Source organism: Streptomyces sp. NPDC058880 (assembly GCF_042742535.1).
GTDB lineage: Bacteria > Actinomycetota > Actinomycetes > Streptomycetales > Streptomycetaceae > Streptomyces.
The window spans coordinates 1-19,004 of the sequence record NZ_JBHYMC010000010.1 but is presented as its reverse complement, the minus strand read 5'-3'; the positions used below and the strand labels follow the sequence as shown (position 1 = coordinate 19,004).

The 19,004-nt window shown below is 72.3% G+C and carries 18 protein-coding genes and 1 rRNA gene; 4 read left to right on the top strand and 15 right to left on the bottom strand.

The genetic code is table 11. From position 1 onward, the window contains the following. The first annotated feature begins 85 nt into the window (after positions 1-85). Positions 86-1,675, top strand: a complete 1,590-nt coding sequence (locus tag ACFW2G_RS08340; protein ID WP_384584640.1) for an alpha/beta hydrolase — start codon at positions 86-88, stop codon at positions 1,673-1,675. On the opposite strand, the gene ACFW2G_RS08335 is transcribed toward ACFW2G_RS08340, so the two are convergent. The 6 genes from ACFW2G_RS08335 to ACFW2G_RS08310 all read right to left on the bottom strand — a co-directional run bounded on the left by ACFW2G_RS08335 (position 1,587) and on the right by ACFW2G_RS08310 (position 8,258). Further along, the gene (locus ACFW2G_RS08335) at positions 1,587-2,468 is read right to left on the bottom strand and encodes a hypothetical protein (protein WP_384680882.1); all 882 of its coding nucleotides are present in this window, start codon (positions 2,466-2,468) and stop codon (positions 1,587-1,589) included. The genes ACFW2G_RS08340 and ACFW2G_RS08335 overlap by 89 nt on opposite strands. A gap of 85 nt (positions 2,469-2,553) precedes the next feature. Further along, positions 2,554-4,221 carry a uroporphyrinogen-III synthase gene (locus ACFW2G_RS08330; RefSeq protein WP_384456427.1) on the bottom strand — a complete coding sequence of 556 codons (1,668 nt, stop codon included), beginning with the start codon at positions 4,219-4,221 and terminating at the stop codon, positions 2,554-2,556. Then, positions 4,218-5,186 (bottom strand): hydroxymethylbilane synthase, encoded by a 969-nt coding sequence (gene hemC / locus ACFW2G_RS08325; RefSeq protein WP_037918670.1) that lies wholly within the window; start codon positions 5,184-5,186, stop codon positions 4,218-4,220. The genes ACFW2G_RS08330 and hemC overlap by 4 nt, the downstream gene beginning before the upstream one ends. Then, complete coding sequence (locus ACFW2G_RS08320) at positions 5,183-6,895, bottom strand: glutamyl-tRNA reductase (RefSeq protein ID WP_384456423.1); 1,713 nt, start codon at positions 6,893-6,895, stop codon at positions 5,183-5,185. Before ACFW2G_RS08320 ends, hemC begins: the two co-directional genes overlap by 4 nt. Further along, positions 6,892-7,698: a redox-sensing transcriptional repressor Rex gene (locus tag ACFW2G_RS08315; protein WP_037918666.1), complete on the bottom strand. Its 807-nt coding sequence runs from the start codon at positions 7,696-7,698 to the stop codon at positions 6,892-6,894. Before ACFW2G_RS08315 ends, ACFW2G_RS08320 begins: the two co-directional genes overlap by 4 nt. 272 nt (positions 7,699-7,970) lie before the next feature. Further along, positions 7,971-8,258 (bottom strand): glutaredoxin family protein, encoded by a 288-nt coding sequence (locus tag ACFW2G_RS08310; RefSeq protein WP_037918664.1) that lies wholly within the window; start codon positions 8,256-8,258, stop codon positions 7,971-7,973. Between the two features lie 108 nt (positions 8,259-8,366). On the opposite strand from ACFW2G_RS08310, the gene ACFW2G_RS08305 reads away from it, so the two are divergent. The 3 genes from ACFW2G_RS08305 (at position 8,367) to ACFW2G_RS08295 (ending at position 11,986) form a co-directional block, all read left to right on the top strand. Then, positions 8,367-9,350, top strand: coding sequence for an HAD family phosphatase (locus tag ACFW2G_RS08305; protein WP_037918662.1), 984 nt, complete (start codon positions 8,367-8,369; stop codon positions 9,348-9,350). Between the two features lie 371 nt (positions 9,351-9,721). Beyond that, positions 9,722-10,540, top strand: a complete 819-nt coding sequence (locus ACFW2G_RS08300; RefSeq protein ID WP_384456416.1) for an ECF subfamily RNA polymerase sigma factor, BldN family — start codon at positions 9,722-9,724, stop codon at positions 10,538-10,540. Between the two features lie 237 nt (positions 10,541-10,777). Further along, positions 10,778-11,986, top strand: a complete 1,209-nt coding sequence (locus ACFW2G_RS08295; protein ID WP_384456413.1) for a DUF5667 domain-containing protein — start codon at positions 10,778-10,780, stop codon at positions 11,984-11,986. A gap of 72 nt (positions 11,987-12,058) precedes the next feature. Here ACFW2G_RS08295 and ACFW2G_RS08290 read toward each other — a convergent pair whose 3' ends face one another. From ACFW2G_RS08290 to rrf, 9 genes are all read right to left on the bottom strand, one after another. Then, entirely contained in the window at positions 12,059-13,048 is a 990-nt protein-coding gene (locus ACFW2G_RS08290) for a lysophospholipid acyltransferase family protein (RefSeq protein WP_384585567.1), read from the bottom strand. Then, the gene (locus ACFW2G_RS08285) at positions 13,048-14,124 is read right to left on the bottom strand and encodes an NAD-dependent epimerase/dehydratase family protein (protein WP_037918656.1); all 1,077 of its coding nucleotides are present in this window, start codon (positions 14,122-14,124) and stop codon (positions 13,048-13,050) included. The genes ACFW2G_RS08290 and ACFW2G_RS08285 overlap by 1 nt, the downstream gene beginning before the upstream one ends. A 95-nt stretch (positions 14,125-14,219) precedes the next feature. After that, positions 14,220-14,318: a 30S ribosomal protein bS22 gene (locus ACFW2G_RS08280; protein ID WP_003948845.1), complete on the bottom strand. Its 99-nt coding sequence runs from the start codon at positions 14,316-14,318 to the stop codon at positions 14,220-14,222. Between the two features lie 142 nt (positions 14,319-14,460). Beyond that, positions 14,461-14,670 (bottom strand): helix-turn-helix domain-containing protein, encoded by a 210-nt coding sequence (locus ACFW2G_RS08275; RefSeq protein WP_008738568.1) that lies wholly within the window; start codon positions 14,668-14,670, stop codon positions 14,461-14,463. Between the two features lie 114 nt (positions 14,671-14,784). After that, entirely contained in the window at positions 14,785-15,615 is an 831-nt protein-coding gene (locus ACFW2G_RS08270) for a phosphatase (protein ID WP_384585570.1), read from the bottom strand. Between the two features lie 117 nt (positions 15,616-15,732). After that, the gene (locus ACFW2G_RS08265; protein WP_384585573.1) at positions 15,733-16,881 is read right to left on the bottom strand and encodes an acetoin utilization protein AcuC; all 1,149 of its coding nucleotides are present in this window, start codon (positions 16,879-16,881) and stop codon (positions 15,733-15,735) included. Next, positions 16,853-18,085, bottom strand: coding sequence for an MFS transporter (locus ACFW2G_RS08260; protein ID WP_384456514.1), 1,233 nt, complete (start codon positions 18,083-18,085; stop codon positions 16,853-16,855). Before ACFW2G_RS08260 ends, ACFW2G_RS08265 begins: the two co-directional genes overlap by 29 nt. A 43-nt stretch (positions 18,086-18,128) precedes the next feature. Then, positions 18,129-18,782 carry an HAD family phosphatase gene (locus ACFW2G_RS08255; protein WP_037918652.1) on the bottom strand — a complete coding sequence of 218 codons (654 nt, stop codon included), beginning with the start codon at positions 18,780-18,782 and terminating at the stop codon, positions 18,129-18,131. 130 nt (positions 18,783-18,912) lie between these two features. Next, positions 18,913-19,004, bottom strand: a 5S ribosomal RNA gene (gene rrf, locus ACFW2G_RS08250); the annotation flags it as partial.

Below are 19,004 nucleotides of genomic sequence, written 5' to 3'. Positions count from 1 at the left end.
GCGGTTTCGTGGTGGCAGAGGCGTGTGTACCGATGCCGCGGCATCGGCCGCCGGATCGTGCCCTGGCCGCGTCGCAGGAGGGCGGATGTCCGCACCAGGTCCCACAGCCCGCCGCCGGCGCCGTGCGGCTGTCCTCGCCGCGGCGCTGGCCTGCTCCGCGCTGCTCACCGGGCCCGGGCCCGGGCCCGCCGCCGCACGCGGCGCGCCCCCATCTCCGTCACCTCCGGTGAGCGGCGGCGTTCCGCGGCTGGACTGGAGTCCGTGCAAGCCCGGCAGCCCGTGGGACTGCGCCACCGCGAAGGTGCCGCTCGATCACGCCGCGCCCGCGGGCCGCACCATCGACCTGGCGGTCGTCCGGCGGCAGGCCGCCGATCCCGGCCGGCGCGTGGGCACGCTCTTCGTGAACCCCGGTGGGCCCGGGGGCCCCGGGACCGTGCAGGTGCCGCAGAACTACGACTCCTTCCCGAAGGAGGTGCGGGAGCGGTTCGACATCGTCAGCTGGGACCCGCGCGGGATCGGCAACAGCACGGCCGTGAACTGCTTCGACACCGCCGAGGAGGCCCAGGCCTGGGCGGCCCGCCCACCCGGCGGCTTCCCCGTCGGCGCGCAGGAACGCAAGGCCTGGACCGACGCCTACGCGGACCTCGGCCGGCTCTGCGAGAAGCGCGACCCGGACCTGCTGCGCCACGTGTCGACCGCCGACACCGCCCGGGACCTCGACCTGCTCCGCCGGTCGGTGGGCGAACCGCGGCTGAACTACCTCGGCGTCTCCTACGGGACCATCCTGGGCGCCACCTACGCGAACCTCTTCCCCGGCAACGTCCGCGCCATGGTCCTCGACAGCAACATCGACCCGCAGGCCTGGACGAACGGCACCTCGCGGGGCGAGCCGCGCACCACCACCTTCCTGCGCATGGGCTCGGACCGCACCGCCGCCGCCACCCTGGACCGGTTCCTCACCCTCTGCGGATCGGCGCCCGCGACCCGCTGCGCCTTCTCCGCGGGCAGTCCCCAGGCCACCCGCGAGAAGTTCGACCGGCTGATGCAGCAGCTCCGGGAGCACCCGGTGGGCCCGTGGACGTACGCCAGGACGGTCGCCGACACGGTGCAGGGCCTCTACCTCGTCGGCGGCTGGCCCGCCCTCGCCGGCCGGCTCCAGGAGCTGTCGCAGGGCCGCGCCCCGAAGCCCGCCGTGTATCCGCCGCCGCCCCCGGTGGCGGAGCCGAATCCGTACCTCGGCGACGAGCAGGCGGCGGCGGTGTGGTGCTCCGACAGCCCCAATCCGCGCGACCCCGCCGTCTACCAGGGCCTGGAGGAGGACAGCGCCCGGCGGGCCGGCGACGCGGGACGCTTCTGGACGTGGGCGGCTGAGACCTGCGCCACCTGGCCGGCCAGGTCCGCCGCCGGCTACGGCGGCCCGTGGGACAGGCCGACCGCCCGTCCCGTCCTGGTGATCGGGACCCGGTACGACCCCTCCACGCCCTACGCGGGCGCCGAGGCCATGGCCCGTGAGCTGGCGGACGCCCGCCTGCTCACGAACGACGGGTACGGGCACACCGCGCTGTTCAACAACGCCAGCAGCTGCATCAGCGCGTACGAGAGCCGCTACCTCGTCGACGGGACGCTTCCGCCCCCCGGCACGGTCTGCCGCCCGGACCGGGTTCCCTTCGCCTAGACCGGCGGCTCGTTGCGCCGGCGCCAGTCTCCGAGCGCGTTCGCCCGGTGGTCGGGCCGGTGGATGGGGCCGAGTTCCTCGACCCGCGCGTACGCCTGCGGCGTGTACGGGTCGTCCCGCAGGGCCAGGCCGTAGGCGCCGATCCCCCGAGCAGGATCCGGGCGGCGTCGAAGCGGACCTCGTCGTCCGGGTCCTGCGTCAGGGCGCGCAGTACGGCGGTGGCCCCGGCCGTCAGGGGCCGGACGTGCAGGGGATCAGGGTGCCGGACGGCGCGGGCCACCAGTTCCGTCAGCGGGGCCGCGGCTGCGAACACCGACTCCAGGGTGGTCAGGACGGCGCCGTGTCCGGCGCGGACGGTCCGCCCGCCGAGCATGATCTGCTCGACCTCGCACCACTCGTCGGCGACCGTGGACGTCTCGGCCGGGCCGCCGTCCCCGGTCCGGCGGCGCAGTTCCGCTTCCGCTCCCGTCCCGTACCAGTGGCGGGCGGCGGCGAGCAGCCGCTCGCGCTCCGGCTGCGCCAGCCGCAGTTCCGGCTCCTGGAGGTCCCTGGACCACAGCACCGCCGTGACGGTGGCCGGGGCGCCGCCCTCGATCGCCCGCAGGAGCGGGGTCGTACCGTCCGGCAGCACCCGGTCCGGGTCGGCGCCCGCTTCCACGAGGGCCTCGGCGATCCGGTGGGCGAAGGCGGCCACCGCCGTGCACAGCACCGGCAGTCCCTGCGCGCCGGCGGTGTCCGGGCGGGACCCGGCCCCCAGCAGGGGGCGGGGCCCGCCGCACAACGGGATGAGCACGGGCGGACCGACCGAGGGGCCCGGGTGCGTGTGCACCCGGGCCCCTCGACCGGTCCGTCAGGCCGTCTCCGGCCGGCTAAGCCGCTCACGTCGTACGACGCCTGCGCGCGCCCGGGCGTCGTTCGCTCGGCCGGAAGACCGCTTCGCCGGCCTCCTTGGCCGCCTCGCGGCGTGCCGCGCCGTACTCGGCGAGGGCCTCCGCGAGCTTCGACACCGACGGCTCCGGGGAGAGCACGTCGACCCGCAGGCCGTGCTCCTCCGCGGTCTTGGCCGTCGCCGGGCCGATACAGGCGATGACCGTCACGTTGTGCGGCTTGCCCGCGATCCCGACCAGGTTGCGGACGGTCGAGGAGGACGTGAAGAGAACGGCGTCGAAGCCGCCGCCCTTGATCGCCTCGCGGGTGTCGGCCGGCGGCGGCGACGCGCGCACGGTCCGGTAGGCGGTGACGTCGTCGACCTCCCAGCCGAGCTCGATCAGCCCGGCGACCAGCGTCTCGGTGGCAATGTCGGCCCGCGGCAGGAAGACGCGGTCGATCGGGTCGAAGACCGGGTCGTACGGCGGCCAGTCCTCCAGCAGTCCGGCCGCGGACTGCTCCCCGCTCGGGACCAGGTCCGGCTTCACGCCGAACTCCACCAGCGCGGCGGCGGTCTGCTCGCCGACCGCGGCGACCTTGATGCCGGCGAAGGCCCGCGCGTCGAGCCCGTACTCCTCGAACTTCTCGCGGACGGCCTTGACGGCGTTGACCGAGGTGAAGGCGATCCACTCGTAGCGGCCCGTCACAAGGCCCTTGACCGCGCGCTCCATCTGCTGCGGGGTGCGGGGCGGCTCCACGGCGATCGTCGGCACCTCGTGCGGCACCGCGCCGTAGGAGCGCAGCTGGTCGGAGAGCGAAGCAGCCTGTTCCTTCGTCCGCGGTACGAGGACCCGCCAGCCGAACAGCGGCTTCGACTCGAACCAGGAGAGGTCCTCGCGGCGCGCGGCGGCTCCGTGTTCGCCGACCACGCATATGACGGGGCGGGCACCCTCGGGCGAGGGCAGCACCTTGCCCTGCTTGAACACCTGGGCGATCGTGCCCAGCGTCGCCGACCAGGTCCGCTGGCGCGTCGTCGTGCCGGAGACCGTCACGGTCAGCGGGGTGTCGGGCTTGCGCCCGGCGCTCACCAGCTCGGCGGCGGCGGCCGAGGCCGTCTCCAGCGTCGCGGAGACGACGAGGACCCCGTCGCTCGTCCCGGCCTCGCTCCAGCAGCGTGCCGACGCGGTCCTGGCGTCGACGAACCGCACGTCCGCGCCCTGCTTGTCGCGCAGCGGGACACCGGCGTACGCGGGCACGCCGACGGCGGTCGCGACGCCGGGCACCACCTCGAAGGGGATCCCCTCGGACGCGCACGCGAGCATCTCGTCGGCGGCGTTGCCGTCGAGTCCGGGGTCGCCCGTGACGGCACGGACCACCCGCCTGCCGGAGCGTGCGGCCTCCATGACAAGATTGGCCGCGTCCCGGATCACCGGGACCCCGGCGGCTGCTGACACTTCGTCAGCTACCGTCAGCTGCGGCGTGTCGACACCCGCGCGCGCATGCGTCCGTACGACTTCGAGCACCTCGGGCTCCGCGATCAGTACGTCCGCGGCGGCGAGCGCCTCGACGGCCCGCAGCGTGAGCAGACCCGGGTCGCCCGGGCCGGCACCGAGGAAGGTGACGTGTCCGTGGGCGGCGACGGCCGGAAAGGCGGAGGTGGTCGGAATTGAGGGGTTCAAAGCGATCGCTCCCCCATCAGACCGGCCGCGCCCTTGGCCAGCATCTCGTCCGCGAGTTCGCGGCCGAGCGCCATGGCGTCGTCGTACGACTGGGGCACGGGACCGGTGGTGGACAGCTGCACCAGCGTCGTGCCGTCGAGGGTTCCGACGACGCCGCGCAGGCGCATTTCATTGACAATCCGTCCGTCGGCCAGCAGGTCGGCGAACGCGCCCACGGGTGCGCTGCAGCCGGCCTCCAGGGCGGCGAGCAGAGAACGCTCCGCGGTCACGGCGGCCCGGGTGTGCGGGTCGTCGAGCCGGCCGAGCGCGGCGATGAGGTCCGTGGAGGACGCAGGGCACTCCACGGCCAGGGCTCCCTGGCCGGGGGCGGGGAGGATGCTGTCGACGGACAGCAGGTCGGTGGCCTCGTCGCCGCGGCCGATCCGGTTCAGGCCGGCGGCTGCCAGGACGACGGCGTCGAGTTCGCCGTCGCGGACGAAGCCGATGCGGGTGTCGACGTTGCCGCGGATGGGCACGGTCTCGATCCGCTTGCCGAGTGACCGCGCCAGGTGGTTGAGCTGGGCGGTGCGGCGGGGCGAGCCGGTGCCGACCCGGGCGCCGTCGGGCAGCTGCTCGAAGGTCAGGCCGTCGCGGGCGACGAGCGCGTCGCGGGCGTCCTCACGCCGCGGCATGGCCGCGATGACGAGGTCGTCGGGCTGCGTGGTCGGCAGGTCCTTCAGCGAGTGCACGGCGAAGTCGACCTCGCCGCGCAGCAGCGCATCGCGCAGGGCGGTGACGAACACGCCGGTCCCGCCGATCTGGGCGAGGTGCTCGCGCGAGACGTCACCGTACGTCGTGATCTCCACGAGTTCGACGGGCCGGCCGGTGAGCTCCCGGACCGCCTCGGCGACGTGCCCCGACTGGGACATGGCCAGCTTGCTCCGCCGCGTACCGAGCCGCAGCGGCTGGTCGGGACGTGTGTTCATGATGCCCGTCCTGGGTCGTCGTCGTTCTTCGGATCGGCCGCGTCCGCCCGGCTGACGGAAGCAACCGTCTGAGGGTCGAGGTCGAAGAGTTCACGCAGCGCCTCCGCGTACCCGGCGCCGCCGGGCTCGCTCGCGAGCTGCTTGACGCGCACGGTCGGCGCGTGGAGGAGCTTGTCCACGACGCGGCGCACGGTCTGGGTGACTTCGGCGCGCTGTCGCTCGTCGAGGTCCGGGAGCCGCCCGTCGAGGCGGGCCACTTCCATGGCCACGACCTCGGCCGCCATGGCCCGCAGGGCGACGACGGTGGGCGTGATGTGGGCGGCCCGCTGTGCCGCGCCGAAGGCGGCGACCTCCTGGGCGACGATGCCGCGTACGGCGTCGACGTCGGCCGCCATCGGGGCGTCTGCGGACGCCTCGGCGAGGGACTCGATGTCCACGAGCCGGACGCCCGGGATCCGGTGCACGGCCGCGTCGATGTCCCTGGGCATGGCCAGGTCGAGGAGCGCGAGCCGGACGTCGGTGGCGTGGGCCTGCGCACGGGCGGTCCTGCGGGGCTGCCGCTGCGCGGCGGCCTCGCCCTGGTCGGCCCAGGTCCCGTGCAGTTCGAGGGAGTTGGCGTCGACGCCGGTCAGCGCGGAGCGCCCGTCGGGCCCGACGGGGCACCCGTCCGCCGCGGCGTCCGCGGGGGCGCTGATGGTCCGCGCGGCTCCGGCGTCGGCGATCCGGCCGCCCGCCTCGGCGGCGGCGACCAGCCGGGCCAGTACGTCGCCGTCGGGCATGGCCGCTTCAGGCCCGGCCGGCGGCCCGGCCGGGTGGGCCTGGGGTGCAGCCCCGGGCGCAGCCTGCTCGGCGGGCGCGGGCTCACCGGCGGCCCCCCAGGACACGGCGGCCAGGACGTCGTCGGCGGTCAACACGAGCCCGGTGGCACCCGTGCAGGACACGACCACGTCGACGCGGGTCAGCTCGTCCGGCACCGCTGCCATCGCGAGGGCCGAAGCCCGCACACCCGTGCCTGAGGCAACCAGAATCTCCGCCAGCCGCTCCGCCCGCTCGGCGGTCCGGTTGGCCACGACGATCTCGGCGACGCCGACTCGGGCGAGGGTGGCGGCGGCCAGCGAGGACATCGATCCGGCGCCGATCACCAGGGCCCGCCGGCCCCGGGCCCACTCGGCCACGGGCGTGCCCGCCGCGAGCTGTTCCAGCCCGAAGGTCACCAGCGACTGGCCGGCGCGGTCGATGCCGGTCTCCGAGTGCGCCCGCTTGCCGACCCGCAGCGCCTGCTGGAACAGGTCGTTGATCAGCCGGCCGGCGGAGTGCAGCTCCTGCCCCAGCGCGAGGGCGTCCTTGATCTGGCCGAGGATCTGTCCCTCGCCCACGACCATGGAGTCCAGTCCGCACGCCACCGAGAACAGGTGGTGCACCGCCCGGTCCTCGTAGTGCACGTACAGGTAGGGAGTGAGCTCCTCCAGCGCGACCCCGCTGTGCTGGGCGAGCAGGGTGGACAGCTCGGCGACGCCGGCGTGGAACTTGTCCACGTCCGCATACAGCTCGATGCGGTTGCACGTGGCGAGCACCGTCGCCTCCGTCGCGGGCTCGGCGGCGAGGGTGTCGTGCAGCAGCTTGGTCTTGGTGTCGGCCGACAGCGAGGCGCGCTCCAGCACGCTCACGGGTGCGCTGCGGTGGCTCAGCCCGACGACGAGCAGGCTCATGCCGGCATCACCGCCGGGACATCGCCCTCGGGTCCGGGCTTGCGTGCCTCGGCGGTGGTGCGCCCGGCCGGCGGCACGACGGCGGCGGCGGGCGCGGCGCCGCCCGCCCCGGAGCCGGGCTCGGCGGCCGAGGCGGCCTCCTCGCCGGCCTTGCGCTGCTCGTGGAAGGCCAGGATCTGGAGCTCGATGGAGAGGTCGACCTTGCGGACGTCCACACCGTCGGGCACGGACAGCACGGTCGGCGCGAAGTTCAGGATGGAGGTGACCCCGGCCGCGATCAGCCGCTCGCTGACCTGCTGGGCGGCACCGGCGGGCGTCGCGATGACGCCGATCGAGACGCCGTTCTCCTCGATGATCTTTTCGAGGTCGTCGGTGTGCTGCACGGACATGCCGGCGACCGGCTTGCCGGCCATGGCCGGGTCGGCGTCGATGAGGGCCGCGACGCGGAAGCCGCGCGCGGAGAAGCCGCCGTAGTTGGCGAGGGCTGCGCCGAGGTTGCCGATGCCGACGATGACGACCGGCCAGTCCTGGGTCAGGCCGAGCTCACGGGAGATCTGGTAGACGAGGTACTCGACGTCGTAGCCGACGCCGCGGGTGCCGTAGGAACCCAGGTACGAGAAGTCCTTGCGCAGCTTGGCGGAGTTGACTCCGGCGGCCGCCGCGAGCTCCTCGGAGGACACCGTGGGGACCGATCGCTCGGAGAGCGCGGTCAGGGCGCGCAAGTACAGCGGAAGCCGGGCGACAGTGGCCTCGGGAATACCTCGGCTGCGGGTCGCCGGTCGGTGAGTTCGGCCAGTTGCCACGATGCTCCTGCGGGATGAGCGGGGCTGCAGGCGGCCTCTTGTCCCAGGACCGCCCCGTCGACAGCAGGCTATGCCTTTGTGAACGCGTGCACAAAGATTGTGTCCGCTTTGTCCGACCAAAGTGACCGGGGTCACGCGACGTCGGCACGCAAATCCGGAACCGACGGCACGCCGAACCCGTTCAAATACCAAAGGGGGCAAAACCGTGCACACTCCTCACAGATACGCCCCCAGACCCCACAAATCGCCCATGATGGTAACCGGGGAGTGAGTCACCCTCCCAATGCCCGCCGAAGCCGGTCCGGGTTCACCCTCCAGAAGGTGTGCTGCTCGCCGTCAACCAGGACCACCGGAATCTGCTCCCAGTGGAGCCGGTAGAGCTCCTCGTCCTGCGAGATGTCCTTCTTCTCCCATGGCGCACCGGTCTCGGCGCAGACCTTGGCGACGACCTCCTCGGCCTCGTCGCACAGGTGGCACCCGGGCTTGCCGATGAGCGTCACCATCCGCTCACCGGGGCTCTTCTTCTCTTTACGGCGCAACAAAGGGCTCATGCCCCCCATTCTCCCGCGCTCGCACGGCCCGCCGGGGCCCGGCGGCGTCGCGAAGAGTTAACGCCTCCGTTTCCCATCGGTTCGGGAAGTCCCGAACACAGTGGCTATGCTCGCGTCATGGCCGCTCCCGGATGGCTCTCCCCCCGCAGGCGCTCCGCCACCGCACGCAGCGTGCTGGCAGGCGAGGCCTCGGCCGAGGCCGCCCGCAAGACCGCGCAGGGCGGGACCGACCAGCTCACCGGAGCCGAGGCGGACGAGACCGACCTCGACCTCCTCGAAGCCGGGGAACCGGCCGAGGAGCTCGCGGAGCCCGCTTTCCCCGTCGCCGGCGACGACCTCGCCGCGGCCTTCTTCGACCTCGACAACACCGTCATGCAGGGCGCCGCGATCTTCCACTTCGGCCGCGGCCTTTACAAGCGCGAGTTCTTCCGACGCCGCGAACTGGCCCGCTTCGCCTGGCAGCAGGCCTGGTTCCGCCTCGCCGGGGTCGAGGACCCCGAGCACATGCAGGACGCCCGCGACAGCGCCCTGTCCATCGTCAAGGGCCACAAGGTCTCCGAGCTGATGGCGATCGGCGAGGAGATCTACGACGAGTACATGGCCGAGCGGATCTGGCCGGGCACCCGCGCCCTGGCCCAGGCCCACCTCGACGCCGGCCAGAAGGTGTGGCTCGTCACCGCCGCGCCCGTGGAAACCGCCACGATCATCGCCCGCAGGCTGGGCCTGACCGGCGCCCTGGGCACCGTCGCGGAGTCGGTCGACGGCGTCTACACCGGCCGCCTGGTCGGCGAGCCGCTGCACGGCCCGGCCAAGGCCGAGGCGGTCCGCGCCCTGGCCGCCGCCGAGGGCCTCGACCTCGAACGCTGCGCCGCGTACAGCGATTCGCACAACGACATCCCGATGCTGTCGCTGGTCGGACATCCGTACGCGATCAATCCCGACACAAAACTGCGCAAGCATGCCCGGACCAACGACTGGCGACTGCGCGACTATCGGACCGGCCGCAAGGCCGTGAAGGTCGGCGTCCCGGCGGCGGCCGGAGTCGGCGCGATCGCCGGCGGCGCGGCCGCCGCGATCGCCCTGCACCGGCGCCGCAAGTAGCAGATCAGGGCCCCGCCCCAGGCCACACGGCGGCCACGCCCGCCCGCACCGCCGGCCTGCCCTGCCACGGGCATTCGCTCACCTCTACCCGCGCCGCGGACGCGGCACTCGGCCGCGCCCGACTCGGTCGCAGGCCTCCTTGGAAGCTTCCATTCCGCGCACTCAAACGATCAAGAATCGATCACCAACTGCGACCGAATATGCCCTCGACACGCAACAGAAGTGTCGGAACCGGTGATTTGAGCAACTGGGTGTAGCGCCGCCTGTACGAAGCGTTATTCTCCTCAAACGCATGCCACCGGCCACCTGTCGCCACGACGGATGAACGGTCCCGCACTGCACGTGATGGAAGCTCTGCCTCTGGGAGTCCCGTGTACCCACCTGTCGGGGTTGACGCCTCGGGCCTGGCTCAGCTGCGCACAACGGTCCTCGACCACCTGCGCGGCTTCGTCCCCACCGCGTACACCGCCCCCGCCTTCGCCGCCGCGGTTCCTGCCGGCCTCGGCCCGGCCGGTCCCTGCTACGCCCTGACCGACGGCGGGGCCACGGTGGGCAGACGAGGTCGCTCGGCCTCCGGAGGCTCGAACGGCGCGGCCGGCACGAGCACCCAGGCCGCCCCCCGCCGCCCCCTGGCGGACAGCGACCAGGCCCGCATGATGGATCTGGTCGAGCGCGCCCAGGCCGGAGAGGCCGAGGCCTTCGGCCGCCTCTACGACCAGTACAGCGACACGGTCTACCGCTACATCTACTACCGCGTCGGCGGCAAAGCGACCGCGGAGGACCTCACCAGTGAGACCTTCCTGCGCGCCCTGCGCCGCATCTCCACCTTCACCTGGCAGGGCCGCGACTTCGGCGCCTGGCTCGTGACGATCGCCCGCAACCTGGTGGCGGACCACTTCAAGTCCAGCCGCTTCCGGCTGGAGGTCACCACCGGGGAGATGCTCGACGCCAACGAGGTGGAGCGCAGTCCCGAGGACTCCGTCCTGGAGTCCCTCTCCAACGCGGCACTCCTGGAAGCCGTACGGAAGCTGAATCCGCAGCAGCAGGAATGCGTGACCCTGCGCTTCCTGCAGGGCCTCTCGGTCGCCGAGACGGCCCGCGTCATGGGAAAGAACGAGGGCGCCATCAAGACGCTCCAGTACCGGGCGGTGCGCACCCTGGCCCGCCTCCTCCCCGAAGACGCCCGCTGACGGACCGTGCAGACAACATCAACCCGACCTCACATCCGGTGACCCCTCGATGACGCTGTGGTCCGATCATCCTTCGTCCGTAACCCAAGTGCCGCGACGCTCGTTGTGCGGAATGCAGGCTCCCTGTGGACACGCCCTACCCGAAGCCGCTCACTCGAAAGTGTGGATGCGCTCAAGGAAGGCAACCTTCCGGACACCTTGGGGAGTCGATCGTCATGACGAGAGGAGGTGCCGCCAGTGATCGCGAACGTGACCCCGCACCGGCGGGCGAACGCCTTCGCCCAGGCCCTGGAGGGTCGGAACCCATCCGACCTTTCGGAACCGGACCCGGCGGCCGAGCAGTCCGAGGCACCTGCCGAACCTGCTGACCACGACCGGTTGTTGGCCCTGGCGAGCGTGCTCGGCGAACGGATGCCGCGCCCAGTGCTGGACCCCGAGACCAAAGTGGTGCAGCGAGCGCAGCTCGTTGCGGCCATGGAAGCCATGGTGCTGGAGGAGAGGGCCGGGGGCGGTGCCGCCTCGGACCCTCAGGTGCCCGAGCAGCGGACCGGCCGCGGCGCCCACCGGGCGACCTCGCTCCGGAAATTGCGGCCCCGCTCCCGCTGGTCCAAGGGCATCGCAGCGGGCGGCCTCACCGTGGGTGTGGCCGCAGGGGCCTTCAGCGGAGTGGCCGCTGCCAGTTCCGACGCCCTGCCCGGTGACCACCTCTACCCGGTGAAGCGGGGCATGGAGGACCTGAAGCTGGGGATGGCCGACGACGACGCGGAGCGCGGCGAGGTCTACCTCGACCGGGCCTCCAACCGTCTCTCCGAGGCCCGCCGGCTCATGGAGCGAGGCCGGACCGGCACCCTGGACCACGAGTCCCTGGGTGCGATCCGCCGCGCGCTGTCGGGCGTCAAGCACGACGCGGAAGAGGGGCACCGCCTCCTCCAGGCGGCGTTCGACCGGGACGGCTCCCTGGGCCCGATCCAGACCCTGTCGTCGTTCTCCCGCTCCCACCGCGACACGTGGGGCAAGCTGCGCGAGAAGCTCCCCGTGCAGCTCACCGACGTCGGCGGTGAAGTGGACTCGGTCTTCCAGGCCATAGACGAAGACGTGGCGCCGCTCCAGAGCCTGCTCCCCAAGCCGCCGGAGCAGTCCCGCGGCACCGGCTCGTCGGGCTCCCCCGCCCAGCCGGACGCGTCCAGCGGTGCCAAGCAGCCCGCCCCCGCCCCGGACACGCCGTCCGGCAGCGGCCCCGCGCCGTCGCCGTCGGGCAGCAGCACCCGGCCGCCGGCCGACGGCGGTCTCCTCGGTGGTACGGGCGACCTGCTCAAGCCGTCCACGGGACAGTCGGGGCAGCCCGCCTCGGGCACCCAGGAGAGTCCGAAGCCCGACATCACCCTGCCGCCCCTGCTCCCGGGCCTCCTCCCGGGCCTGGGCCTCGGCGCGGAGGACGCGAAGTAGCGCGGTAGCGGCAGGCGATGCGGTGGTGGGCCGGGGCGATGTCCCGGCCCACCACCGCACGGCCGGACGGCGTCAGAAGAAAACGGATCTCCGCTGCACCAGCAGCTTGTAGAGCGTGTGCTGGATCTGCTCCCGCACCTGGTCCGTCAGGTTGAACATCAGCATCGGGTCCTCCGCCGCTTCCGCGGCGTACCCGTCGGTCGGGATCGGCTCACCGAACTGGATCGTCCATTTCGTCGGCAACGGCACCGCCCCGAGCGGTCCCAGCCACGGGAACGTGGGCGTGATCGGGAAGTACGGGATGCCCAGCAGGCGCGCCAGCGTCTTCGCGTTGCCGACCATGGGGTAGATCTCCTCCGCACCCACGATCGAGCAGGGCACGATCGCCGTGCCCGCCCGCAGCGCCGTCGACACGAACCCGCCCCGCCCGAAGCGCTGGAGCTTGTACCGGTCCCCGAACGGCTTCCCTATCCCCTTGAAGCCCTCCGGCATGACACCGACCAGTTCACCGGCCTCCAGCAGCCGCTGCGCGTCCTCCGCGCATGCCAGGGTGTGTCCCGCCTTGCGGGCCAGCTCGTTCACCACCGGCAGCACGAACACCAGGTCGGCCGCCAGGAGCCTCAGGTGACGCTCCGCCGGGTGGTGGTCGTGCACGGCCACCTGCAGCATCAGTCCGTCGAGTGGCAGCGTCCCGGAGTGGTTCGCCACGATGAGGGCGCCGCCCTCCGCCGGAATGTTCTCGATGCCCCTGACCTCGACCCGGAAGTACTTGTCGTACAGCGGCCGCATCAGCGACATCAGGACCTGGTCCGTCAGCTCCTTGTCGTAGCCGAAGTCGTCGACCTCGTACTCCCCGGTGATCCGCCGCCGCAGGAACGCCAGCCCGCCGGCGATCCGCCGGTCCCAGCCGTCACCGCGCTCCGCGGGGGCCGCATCGGGATCCGGCGCGACAGCGGCCGGCTCCTGCTGCGCCGGTCCGGGGGCCGGCACCGCCCGCACCCGGCGGGGCACCCGCCGGCGCGGCCGGTCCTCGTCGAACGGAATGACCTTGGCGTCCGCCACTATCGCTTCGCTCCCTCAACCGTGTCGACGTCGTCCCGCAGGCCGTCCGCATCCAGCATGGCCGCCACCCGGTCCACAGCCCGCCCGACCCGCTCGGGCGGCAGCAGGCCGCTGCCCCGGCTCCGCGCGAAGTCTGCGAAGGTCTCGGTGGTCGTGTAGAGCGGCTGGAAGCCGAGCACCTCGCGCATCTGGGTGGTCTCCACGACCCTGCCGTGCGTGAGCAGCCTCATCTGGTCGGCCGAGAAGTCGGTGACTCCGACCGCCCGCAGCGCCGACCCCACCCAGGTGAGCGCGGGCAGCAGCAGCGGCAGCGTGGGCCGGCCCAGCCGCCTCGAACACTGCGAAAGCAGCAGCACGCCGTCACCCGCGATGTTGAAGGTCCCGCTGTTCAGCGTTCCGCGCCGGGGCTCCTGCGCGGCCAGCCTCAGTACCTCCAGCACATCGTCCTCGTGCACGAACTGCAGCCGCGGGTCATAGCCCAGCACGGTCGGCGTCACCGGCATCGAGAAGTACTCGGCGAGTGCCGAATCGGCGAAGGGTCCCAGGATGTTCGCGAACCGCAGCACGCACACCGCGACGTCCGGGCGGCGACGCGCGAAGCCCCGTACATACCCCTCGACCTCGGCCGCGTCCTTGGCGAAGCCGCCCGCCGGCAGTGACTTCGGCGGCGTGGTCTCGGTGAAGACGGCCGGATCCCGCGGGGTGCCCCCGTACACGCTCGTAGTGGACTTCACCACGAGCCGCCGTACCGTCGGCGACTTCTGGCAGGCCCCCAGGAGCTGCATCGTCCCGATGACGTTGGTCTCCTTGACGGCGCTGTACGCGCCGCCCGCGACCGGCCGACTGCCCGTGACCGCCAGGTGCACCACCGTGTCCACGGCGTGCTCGGCCAGGACCCGGGCGATCGAGGACTGCCTGATATCCGTACGGACGAACAGCGCCGACCCCAGCCGGTGCGGCGGCGTCACCGCGTCCACCGCGATCACTCGCTCGACCTCCGGATCGCGCTGGATCCGGCGCACGAAGCGGCCCCCCAGCTGCCGGGCAGCCCCGGTGACGAGTACGACCTTCCCCACGAGCTCAGCGCCTCCCTCGAAGAAGTACCCGGCTGCACCGCAGCCCCTCCACCAAGGATGGTGGAGGGGCTGCGGAGAACACGTACAGCTGCCGTTTACTTCTTGTTACGGCGCTGGACGCGGGTGCGCTTGAGCAGCTTGCGGTGCTTCTTCTTGGCCATCCGCTTACGCCGCTTCTTGATAACAGAGCCCACGACTACCCTCGCTCACTTCTCTTCACTGGTGCGGGGCGTCTGGGCCCACACGACCTACGTCGGCCTAGCCTACCCGCCCGAGCTCCGAGCCCGTAATCCGAGTGCTTCCCAGGGGTTACGAAGGCGTCAGGGTCCGTCCGTCTCAGGCCGACTCCACCCCCACATAGGACTCTCGGAGGTACTCGTGGACCGCGTTCTCGGGGACCCGGAAGGACCGGCCCACCCGGATCGCGGGCAGATGACCGTTGTGCACCAGCCGGTACACGGTCATCTTCGACACTCGCATCACCGAGGCGACCTCCGCCACGGTCAGGAACTGAACCTCACTGAGAGGCCTCTCGCCAGCAGCCATGACACACCTTGACCTTCCGCGCAGGACGGGCACCGGCTTCCCCTCCGGTTACTCCTCGTCGTCGCACGCTCACTCCCCAGAGTAGGGGCGCGTGATACGAGTGGGGAAGAGGAGCTACGGCCACTCCTGCCGCCCCGTCAGACTCGCCCGGCCCAACACGAACCGGGCAAGCGGATGGTAGTGGTCCGATCGCACCGCGTCATCAAGCGGAACGGCCACCGAGACCCGCCCCTCGGCCTCGCCCACGAACAGCGCGGGATCATCCGTGTCCGCCAGACCGATCGCCTCCACACCGAGCTGACCTGCGCCGCACACCCATCCGTGGTCCCCCACCACCAGGTCCGGCAGGGGCTCGCCGGCCTCCGCGAGGGCCCCCAGAGCCACCCGAACCGGCAGCGGCGAATGACTGTGCACGCCGGTCGCACTCCCCGGCGCCTGCACGCCGGGTTCCCGCACCAGTGCGACCCCTCGTACGTAAGCGATGCGGTGCGTGCGTACGCCGAACCGGGTCGCCACGTCGACGCTCACCCCCTGCGCCGGACGCAGGACAACACATCCCGCCGCCGACATGGCCTCGGCCAGACCGGCGTAGAAACCCAGGAGCCGATGCGGGTGCCCGGTCCCGAACAACACGTGCGACCGCGCCCCGGCCGCCTCGGCGAGCCGTCCCGCGAACGCCTCCAGCGCGGCCACCGTCCGCTCCGGATCGATCGTGTCCGGGCCGCTGACGTGCGAAGGATCCGCCGACACACCGCACTTGTCCGCCATCAGCCTCAGCAGTTCACCCTCGCCCCAGCCCCGCTCCGGATCCAGCCCCAGCAGCACCCTCGGATCCCGCGCCGCGAACAGGCGGTAGCTGCGCAGGCTCTCCTCACGGGAGGTCGCGACGGGCCCGGCCAACCGGGCGGCCAGCAGATGCGCACGCAGCGCGCCGGTGCTCAACACCCTCCGATGCTCCCCCACCGCATCTGTCGGGTCATCAATTCTGCCGAACAGCCCCACAGTTGGCGTAACGATGCAGCAGGCTCCCACCGGCACCGACGCTGCCCGCGGCGCCAGCCGTCAGGTCAGCATGCCGCGCAGCGGGAACACCGCCCGCCGGGTGGCGAGAACGGCCTGATCCGTCCGGTCCGCCGGGTCGTAGCCGGCGTCCCAGTCCCGCCACGAAGGGCTTCGCCCGTCGGTCATCCGCCCCGGCGCCACCTGACGCGTCCGTGCGTACACCTCGTCGCGCCAGGACGCCGGGACCGCGCTCTCCGGGTCCAGCGGCCGGTGCGCGGCGATCGCCACCAGGTGCGTCCACGACCGCGGTACGACGTCCACCACCGCGTACCCGCCGCCGCCCAGCGCCAGCCACCGCCCGTCCGCGTACGCGTGCGCCAGCGCGTGACAGGCCTCCTGCACGGCCCGCTGTGCGTCCAGGGACACCGCCAGGTGCGCCAACGGGTCCTCGAAGTGGGTGTCGGCGCCGTGCTGGGTCACCAGCACCTGTGGCCGGAAGTCCGCCAGCAGCTCCGGCACCGTCGCATGGAAGGCCCGCAGCCAGCCCTCGTCCCCGGTGCCGGCCTCCAGCGCCACGTTCACCGCCGAGCCCTCGGCCGCCAGGCCACCGGTCTCCTCCGGCCAGCCGGTCTGCGGGAAGAGCGTCCGCGGATGCTCGTGCAGCGAGACCGTCAACACCCGCGGGTCGTCCCAGAAGGCGGCCTGCACACCGTCACCGTGATGGACGTCCACGTCCACGTACGCGACCCGCTCCGCCCCTAGTTCCAGCAGCCGGGCGATCGCCAGCGACGCGTCGTTGTAGACGCAGAACCCGGCCGCTCCTCCCGGCATCGCGTGGTGCAGCCCGCCGGCGAAGTTCACGGCGTGCTCGGCCTCGCCGCGCCAGATCGCCTCCGCGCCGGCCACGGACTGCCCGGCGATCAGCGCCGAGGCCTCGTGCATCCCGCGGAACGCCGGATCGTCCACGGTACCGAGCCCGTACGACCCGTCGGCGGCGTCCGGATCGACCGACACCTCGCGCACCGCGGCGACGTAGTCCTCCCGGTGGACGAGCCGCAGCGTCGAGTCCCCGGCCACGGGAGCCGCGCGCACTTCCATGGCCCGGTCAAGCCCGAAGGCGCGCACCAGGCCCATGGTCAGTGCCAGGCGCACCGGGTCCATCGGATGGCTCGGTCCGAAGTCATACCCCGTTACCGCCTCGTCCCACATCAACAGCCCGGTCACCGGCTCGCCGCTCATGGTCGACACCGTATCGGGCCTCCCGCGGCCCGAACGAGCGGGCATGGAACAGGGTGATCAGGACGAGCAGCATCGGCACCAGCATCGCCCCCCGGTAGCTCCAAACGTCGCCGATCGCCCCGACGAGCGGCGACCCGATCAGGAAGCCCACGTAGTTGAAGATGTTCAGCCGCGCGACCGCCGTGTCCGAAGCCCCGGGGAACAGCCTCCCGGCCGCCGCGAAGGTCTGCGGCACGATCACGCACAGCCCGACGCCCAGCAGCGTGAAGCCGATCATCCCCACCCACACCCCGGGGGCGGCCGCCACGACCGCGAACCCGGAGGCCGCCAGCAGCGTCCCGCAACGCACCACCGCCACCGCCCCGAAGCGCCGCACCCCGAGGTCGCCCACGGCCCGCCCCACGAGGGTCGTCACCATGTACACGTTGTACGGGACGGTCGCCGTCTGCTCCGAACTCCCGAGCACGTCCTGGAGGTACTTGGCACTCCAGTTCGCGACCGTCGAGTCCCCGATGTACGCGCACGCCATCACCAGGCAGAGCGGCAGCAGCAGCCCGAACCCGCCGCTGCCCAGGCCCTGCTGCGACTCGCCGTCCGCCCCGGCGCGCTCCTCCCGGTCGACGTAGTACCGGCTCCCCGACAGCACGAGCGGCAGCAGGACGGCCACGGCCGGCAGGTAGCTGACGAACAACCCCAGGTGCGCGTGCGCCCCGAACCAGGCCGCGGACGCCCCGAGGATCCCGCCCAGGCTGTACGCGGCGTGGAAGCCCAGCATGATGCTGCGCCCGTAGGCCCGCTGCAGGCTGACCCCGAGCATGTTCATCGACGCGTCCAGGGCACCCACCGACAGCCCGAACGCCCCCAGGGCCACCGCCACGTGCCACAGGCGCTCACCGGCCCCCACGCCGAGCAGCGACAGCAGCACCAGCGGCTGGGCCCACCGCAGGACGGCACTGGGCGCGACCCGCTTGACCAGGTGCTCGGTACCGACGCTGGCCACCCCTGCGAGGACGGGTACGGCGGCCAGGAAGACGGGCAACAGCCCGTCGGATATCCCGTACCGGTCCTGGATGGCCGGGATCCGGGTGACGAGCAGGGCGAAGGTGACGCCCTGCACGAAGAAGCTGAACCCCAGGGCGCCGCGGCCGCGGCGCAGCCGCACATCATCCGTCATGGCGGGTCAGCGTAGGCCCCGGGGCTACCCGTGGGTAGAGAGATCACACGGGCAGTTGCAGGATCAGCGGTAGCTGCATCATGTCGCCGAAGTACCCGGTGGCACCGGGCATCCGGTCCGCGGGCAGCAGCGCGGTGTACCCGTACACGTCCATCCCGGCGGCCGCGGCGGCCTGGATGCCGCGCGGGCTGTCCTCGATGACGACGCACTGCGCGGGCTCGACGCCCATCCGGCGTGCGGCGTGCAGATAGAGCTCGGGGTCGGGCTTGCCCCGGGACACGTCCTCCGCGCTGAAGATCCACTCCTCCTCGAACCACCCGTCGAGGCCGGCCAGGCGGTGCCCGACCCGGATCCGCTCGTGGCTTCCGGAGGACGCCAGGCAGTACGCGATGCCGTGGGCGGTCAGCGCCCCGAGGACCTCCTCCACGCCGGGGACGGGCTTGAGTTCCGTCTCGAAGGCGGCGACGGTCCGGGCGTGGAGCGTCTCGTCGAAGTCCGCCGGCAGCTGCCGGCCGGTCCGTTCCCCGACGAGGTCGTGCACCTGACGCACGGCGGCCCCCATGTAGTCGCGGACCGATTCCTCGTACGTGGTGGGGTGCCCCAGCTCGGTGAGGTACCCGGCCAGGACGTTGTTGGCGATCGGCTCGCTGTCCACCAGCACGCCGTCGTTGTCGAAGATGACGAGGTCGTAGCCCATACCTCCACATTACGGAGGAAACGGATGCGGCACGGTGCCGCCGTGCCCACCCCGGCGCCGGGTCACCCGACCGGCCCGTGAACGCGGAAAAGCCCCGTACCAGAAGGTACGGGGCTTCCCCACAAAAATTGTTCGGCGGCGTCCTACTCTCCCACAGGGTCCCCCCTGCAGTACCATCGGCGCTGAAAGGCTTAGCTTCCGGGTTCGGAATGTAACCGGGCG

Excerpts from the sequence above, each read along its gene's own strand:
- ACFW2G_RS08305 (WP_037918662.1), top strand. The coding sequence starts at position 8,367 with ATGGCCGCTCCCGGATGGCTCTCCCCCCGCAGGCGCTCCGCCACCGCA.
- hemC (WP_037918670.1), bottom strand. The coding sequence starts at position 5,186 with ATGAACACACGTCCCGACCAGCCGCTGCGGCTCGGTACGCGGCGGAGC.
- ACFW2G_RS08265 (WP_384585573.1), bottom strand. The coding sequence starts at position 16,881 with ATGTGGGACGAGGCGGTAACGGGGTATGACTTCGGACCGAGCCATCCG.
- ACFW2G_RS08260 (WP_384456514.1), bottom strand. The coding sequence starts at position 18,085 with ATGACGGATGATGTGCGGCTGCGCCGCGGCCGCGGCGCCCTGGGGTTC.
- ACFW2G_RS08275 (WP_008738568.1), bottom strand. The coding sequence starts at position 14,670 with ATGGCTGCTGGCGAGAGGCCTCTCAGTGAGGTTCAGTTCCTGACCGTG.
- ACFW2G_RS08320 (WP_384456423.1), bottom strand. The coding sequence starts at position 6,895 with ATGAGCCTGCTCGTCGTCGGGCTGAGCCACCGCAGCGCACCCGTGAGC.
- ACFW2G_RS08340 (WP_384584640.1), top strand. The coding sequence starts at position 86 with ATGTCCGCACCAGGTCCCACAGCCCGCCGCCGGCGCCGTGCGGCTGTC.
- ACFW2G_RS08255 (WP_037918652.1), bottom strand. The coding sequence starts at position 18,782 with ATGGGCTACGACCTCGTCATCTTCGACAACGACGGCGTGCTGGTGGAC.
- ACFW2G_RS08310 (WP_037918664.1), bottom strand. The coding sequence starts at position 8,258 with ATGGGGGGCATGAGCCCTTTGTTGCGCCGTAAAGAGAAGAAGAGCCCC.